Origin of the sequence: Promicromonospora kroppenstedtii DSM 19349, assembly GCF_000515355.1 — a bacterium.
Classification (GTDB): domain Bacteria; phylum Actinomycetota; class Actinomycetes; order Actinomycetales; family Cellulomonadaceae; genus Promicromonospora; species Promicromonospora kroppenstedtii.
This window is the reverse complement of record NZ_KI911743.1, coordinates 29,677-35,050: the sequence shown is the minus strand read 5'-3', so window position 1 is coordinate 35,050 and position 5,374 is coordinate 29,677. Positions and strand designations below refer to the sequence as shown.

The 5,374-nt window shown below is 71.5% G+C and carries 7 protein-coding genes; 3 read left to right on the top strand and 4 right to left on the bottom strand.

Going from position 1 to position 5,374, the window contains the following annotated elements:
• The 3 genes from PROKR_RS24105 to PROKR_RS24095 all read right to left on the bottom strand — a co-directional run.
• A partial coding sequence (locus PROKR_RS24105) for a diguanylate cyclase (protein ID WP_036968694.1) occupies nt 1-415 on the bottom strand: 415 nt, incomplete at its 3' end.
• On the bottom strand, nt 412-858 hold the full coding sequence (locus PROKR_RS24100) for a hypothetical protein (RefSeq protein ID WP_051433305.1): 447 nt from the start codon (nt 856-858) through the stop codon (nt 412-414). The genes PROKR_RS24100 and PROKR_RS24105, both read right to left, overlap by 4 nt.
• The gene (locus PROKR_RS24095) at nt 858-1,217 is read right to left on the bottom strand and encodes a hypothetical protein (protein WP_036968691.1); all 360 of its coding nucleotides are present in this window, start codon (nt 1,215-1,217) and stop codon (nt 858-860) included. The genes PROKR_RS24100 and PROKR_RS24095 overlap by 1 nt, the downstream gene beginning before the upstream one ends.
• Nucleotides 1,218-1,383: 166 nt before the next feature.
• Between PROKR_RS24095 and PROKR_RS24090 the strand changes: the two genes are divergently transcribed.
• The gene (locus PROKR_RS24090; RefSeq protein ID WP_036968688.1) at nt 1,384-2,937 is read left to right on the top strand and encodes a leucyl aminopeptidase; all 1,554 of its coding nucleotides are present in this window, start codon (nt 1,384-1,386) and stop codon (nt 2,935-2,937) included.
• 98 nt (nt 2,938-3,035) lie between these two features.
• Here PROKR_RS24090 and PROKR_RS24085 read toward each other — a convergent pair whose 3' ends face one another.
• Nucleotides 3,036-3,386, bottom strand: a complete 351-nt coding sequence (locus PROKR_RS24085) for a hypothetical protein (RefSeq protein WP_036968685.1) — start codon at nt 3,384-3,386, stop codon at nt 3,036-3,038.
• Nucleotides 3,387-3,612: 226 nt separating this feature from the next.
• On the opposite strand from PROKR_RS24085, the gene lpdA reads away from it, so the two are divergent.
• Nucleotides 3,613-5,046 (top strand): dihydrolipoyl dehydrogenase, encoded by a 1,434-nt coding sequence (lpdA, locus tag PROKR_RS24080; RefSeq protein ID WP_051433304.1) that lies wholly within the window; start codon nt 3,613-3,615, stop codon nt 5,044-5,046.
• A gap of 29 nt (nt 5,047-5,075) precedes the next feature.
• A partial coding sequence (locus PROKR_RS24075; protein ID WP_036968680.1) for a biotin/lipoyl-containing protein occupies nt 5,076-5,374 on the top strand: 299 nt, incomplete at its 3' end.

The window sequence follows — 5,374 nt, the reverse complement described above, 5'->3', positions numbered from 1 at the left end:
GCTCGGCGGCGGCCGCCGCGCCCTCGTTGTTGAAGCCCATCCGGTTGCGCACGCCCCGCACGTCGAGCTCGCGCCACATGCGCGGCTTGTCGTTCCCGGGCTGCGGGCGGGCGGTGACGGTGCCGATCTCGACGAACCCGAAGCCGAGCATCGTCAGGCCCCGGATCGCGCGGGCGTTCTTGTCGAACCCTCCGGCCAGGCCGAACGGCGCCGGCACCACGCGGCCGAAGAGGCGCACGCTGCCCGGGCCGCCGGCCCGCTGGCCGAGGTAGGGGGCCAGCGCCCCCTGCGCGACGTCCCGCAGCACCGGCACCTTGCCGGCGCGCTCGATCAGCGAGAACGCGAGCTCGTGGGCCCGCTCCGGATCCATCCGGCGGAAGACGCCGTTGAACAACAACGAGTACGGCCAGCTCATGCGGTCCTCTCCTCGGACGTGCTGCGCGACGTCCGCCACAGCCACCACAGCCCCACGAACGGCAGGACCAGCGGCACGTAGCCGTAGCCCTGGCCGAAGCCGGACCAGACGGTCGACTCACCGAACACGCCGGGGTCGGCCAGCGACAGGGCGCCGATCGTGACGACGCCCACCGCCTCGATCCCGACGGTGATCCATGCGGTCACGCGCCAGGCGGGCGTGCCGATCGCGAGCGCGAAGGTCGCGACCACGTACACCGCGGCCGCGAGCGTCGACAGCGTGTAGGCGACGGGAGCCTCGCCGAACTTCACGACGAGCTCGTAGGACGACCGGCCGAGGGCGGCGAACGCCAGGATGCCGTACACGGTCACCAGCACGCGGCCGAAGCCCCGCCCGGTCCGCCGTGCGGCCGTCTTCCCGGTCGGTTCCGTCGGTTCCGTCATCACGCCCCCATCCAGATCTGCCACATGCGCCACTCCAGGAAGGCCACCGTCAGGGACGCCACGAGCAGCACCACCGAGCTCCATCTGGTGCGCTCGGCGAAGGCCCACGCGGCGGCGACCGGCAGGATCACCAGGGTCGTGGCGAAGTAGCCCCAGAACAGCAGCGGGTCGCTCGCCCCGCCGCCGCCCGCACCCTGCACGATCGCGACGACACCCTGCACGAGCAGCAGGACCTCGATCACCGCCGCGCCCCAGAGCTGGTTCAGGATCACGGCGCGGTCGCGGGCGACGAACCAGCCGGCCCACCCGGCCAGGGCCACGCAGAGCGCGACCACGAGGAGCAGGAGGCCAAGGATCACGTCCGCAGACTACCGGGCGGCACCGTCCCACCGGCAATCGGATCGTGCGTGACCTGCGCCTCGATGGGCCCGCCCGAGGGTGCTGGGCAGGCCGATCCTTCGTCCGCTCCCTCGTCCGCCCCCGACCACGGACCGGCGGTCAGGGGCGCGGGATACGATCGGCTGCGTGACCGACGTGACCCTCTCCAGCAAGAATCCCACCGCCGTGAAGGCCGAAGCGCTCGTGGTGGCGACCGCCCAGACGTCGGACGGCGTAGCCGTCGTGTCCGACCAGCTCCCCACCGACCTGCTCACGCAGCTCGAGACGCTCGCGCCGCAGCTCGGCGTCACCGGGGCGCGCGACGAGGTCCGCAAGATCCCCGCCGGCGACAAGCTCGCCGCCGACGTCCTGGTGCTGACCGGCCTGGGCGAGCGCACCGAGGACGGCACGTTCACCGCAGAGACCCTGCGCCGCGCCGCCGGTGCCGCGACCCGCGAGCTCGCGGGCCTCGCCTCCGCCGCCATCGCGCTGCCCGCCTCCGACGACGCGGAGATCACCGCCGTCACCGAGGGTGCGCTGCTGGGCGCCTACGCGTTCAACCGCTACCGGACCTCCGGCAAGGCCGCGAAGGACGGGGCCAAGGACGCGAAGAACGGCGCCCGGAACGGCAAGGACCCGGTCGCCGCGATCGAGATCCTCACCCCGCTGCACAAGAACGCGAAGGCCAAGCTCGCCGCCGAGCGCGCCGAGATCCTCGCCGCGGCCGTCCACGCCACGCGTGACCTGGTCAACACCGCGCCCAACGAGCTCTACCCGGCCACCTTCGCCGACGCCGCCAAGGCCGCGGCCAAGGACGTCAAGCACCTCAAGGTGACCGTGCTCGACGACAAGCAGCTCGTCTCGGGCGGCTACGGCGGGCTCACCGCCGTGGGCCAGGGCTCGTCGCGCGGCCCGCGCCTCGTCAAGGTCGCCTACACGCCGGCCAAGCCGACCGCCAAGGTGGCGCTCGTGGGCAAGGGCATCACGTTCGACTCGGGCGGCATCTCGATCAAGCCGGCCGCCGGCATGGAGGCCATGAAGTCCGACATGGCCGGCGCCGCCGCCGTCCTGTCCACGGTGGTCGCCGCGGCCAAGCTGAACCTGCCGGTCGCCGTCACCGGCTACCTCTGCCTCGCGGAGAACATGCCGGGCGGCAACGCGCAGCGCCCCGCCGACGTCATCACCATCTACGGCGGCAAGACCGTCGAGGTGCTGAACACCGACGCCGAGGGCCGCGTCGTCATGGCAGACGGCCTGGTCTCCGCCGTCGAGGACGGCCACGACGTGGTGCTCGACATCGCGACGCTCACCGGCGCGCAGATGGTGGCGCTCGGCAACCGCACGTCCGCCGTCATGGGCACCGACGCGGTGCGCGACGAGGTCAAGGCCGCCGCCGACGCCTCGGGCGAGCTGTTCTGGCCGATGCCGCTCCCCGAGGAGCTCAAGTCGAACATCAAGTCCAAGGTGGCCGACGTCGCCAACTCCGGCCCGCGGTGGGGCGGCATGCTCAACGCCGGCCTGTTCCTGCAGACGTTCGTGGGCGACCACCCGTGGGCCCACCTGGACATCGCCGGGCCGGCCTTCAACGAGGGCGGCGCGCACGGCTACACCTCCGGCGGCGGCACCGGCGTGGGCGTGCGCACGCTGCTGAGCTTCATCGAGGGCCGCGCGGCGGCCGCGGCGGCTCTCCCCGCGAAGTAGAACTCCTGCGAGGTAGAACTCTGGCGAAGCAGCGGTCGCTGCTTCGCCAGAGTTCTACGTGAATGGGTTCTACCTGCACAGGTGCCGTCTCTGCGGGATCACTTCTTGCGCTGTGCGCTGTTCCAGTCGCGCATCCGCTGCGGGTAGCCGGTGAACCGCACGTTGTAGACGGGCACCCCGAGCTGGTTCGCGATGTCGAAGGCGGTGCGCTCGTCGGGCACCCGGCGGCGCGTCCACTCCCCCGTGCTGGCGACGAGCAGGATGGTGCTGGGGATGTCGGTGGTCGGGGGCTCCACATAGGCCTCGACGCCGATCCGCGAGGAGATGAACTCACCAAGGTGTGCCAGGGTCTGGCGACGCGCGTCGTTGCCGGTCGGGCGCGCGCCGCTGCCGGGCGTGGAGCGTCGCTGGAAGAAACGCGCGAGCGAGCTACGGGACTGGCGGGGCATGCACCGAGGGTACTAGCGAGAACAGCAGTGTCCTAGGCATCTCCACGCACATCGCAGGAAACTCGCACTTCCGAGCCGTCCGCCTTTTCACAACGGCGTCATTTGCGTCAATGTCGCCACGGTCACACCCGACAAGCCGGGTACACGATTGGGGCCACGCCCGCTGAAGTGTCAAGATGGCATGCGGCGCCAACCCGCGCAGCAGACGCAGTCACCTCCGCCATCCATGAGGAGCCAGCACTTGCCTACGCATGACAACCCGGACACGTACGACGTCGTCGTGCTCGGTGGGGGAAGCGGCGGCTACGCGGCCGCCCTCCGCGCCGCGCAGCTGGGCCAGAGCGTGGCCCTCGTGGAGGAGGACAAGCTCGGCGGGACCTGCCTGCACGTGGGCTGCGTGCCCACCAAGGCGCTCCTGCACGCGGCAGAGGTGGCCGACGCCGCCGCGCACGGTGCGCAGTTCGGCGTCCGTACCTCGCTGGACGGCATCGACATGCCCGGCGTACTCGCCTACAAGGACTCCGTGGTCGCGGGCCTGTACAAGGGCCTGCAGGGGCTGATCGCCTCCCGGAAGATCACCGTCGTCGAGGGGCACGGCACGCTCGCCTCCCCCGGCGTCGTCGAGGCCACCGCGCCCGACGGGGCGACCACCCGCGTCACCGGCACCCACGTGGTGCTCGCGACCGGCTCGTACGCCCGGAGCCTGCCCGGCCTCGACCTGGGCGGCCGCGTCATCACCTCCGACCAGGCGCTCACGCTGGACACCGTGCCGAAGTCCGTGGTGGTGCTCGGCGGCGGTGTGATCGGCGTGGAGTTCGCCAGCGTCTGGAAGTCGTTCGGCGCCGACGTGCAGATCGTCGAGGCGCTGCCGCACCTCGTGCCGAACGAGGACGTCGCGCTCTCGAAGGCGCTGGAGCGCGCGTTCCGCAAGCGCGGCATCAAGTTCTCCCTGGGCGACCGCTTCGCCCAGGTCAAGCAGTCCGACGACGGCGTGAAGGTCGAGCTCGAGTCGGGCGCCACGTTCGACGCCGAGCTGCTGCTCGTCGCCGTCGGACGCGGTGCGCGGACCGCCGACCTCGGGTACGAGGCCGCCGGCGTGCGCCTCGACCGCGGTTTCGTGCTGACCGACGATCTGCTCCGCACCGGCGTCACCACGCTGGCCGGCGGGCAGGTCTGGGCGGTCGGCGACATCGTGCCGGGCCTGCAGCTCGCCCATCGCGGGTTCGCGCAGGGCATCTACGTGGCCGAGCAGATCGCGGGCCAGTCGCCCGCGCCGATCGACGAGGCGGCGATCCCGCGCGTCACCTACTGCGAGCCGGAGGTGGCGTCGGTTGGCGTCACCGAGGCGAAGGCCGCCGAGCTGTACGGTCCGGACCAGGTGGAGACCATCGAGTACAACCTCGCGGGCAACGGCAAGAGCAAGATCCTGGGTACCCAGGGCTTCGCCAAGCTGGTGCGCCGCAAGGACGGACCCGTGGTCGGTATGCACCTGATCGGCTCGCGTGTGGGCGAGCTGATCGGCGAGGGCCAGCTCATCGTGGGCTGGGAGGCGTTCCCTGAGGACGTCGCCTCGCTCGTCCACGCACATCCCACCCAGAACGAGGCACTCGGAGAGGCACACATGGCACTGGCCGGCAAGCCTCTGCACGCCCACAACTGACCATAACGACAAAGGAGACCTCACAGGTCATGTCTGAGAACGTGCAGCTGCCGGCCCTCGGCGAATCCGTCACCGAGGGCACTGTCACCCGCTGGCTCAAGGCTGTCGGCGACGAGGTCGCCGTCGACGAGCCGCTGCTCGAGGTGTCGACCGACAAGGTCGACACCGAGATCCCGTCGCCGGTCGCCGGCGTCCTCGAGCAGATCCTCGTCCAGGAGGACGACACCGTAGAGGTCGGTGCGACCCTCGCCGTCATCGGTGACGGCTCCGGTTCCGGTGCCGCCCCGGCGGCACCCGCGGCCGAGCCCGCCGCCGCGGAGGCCCCCGC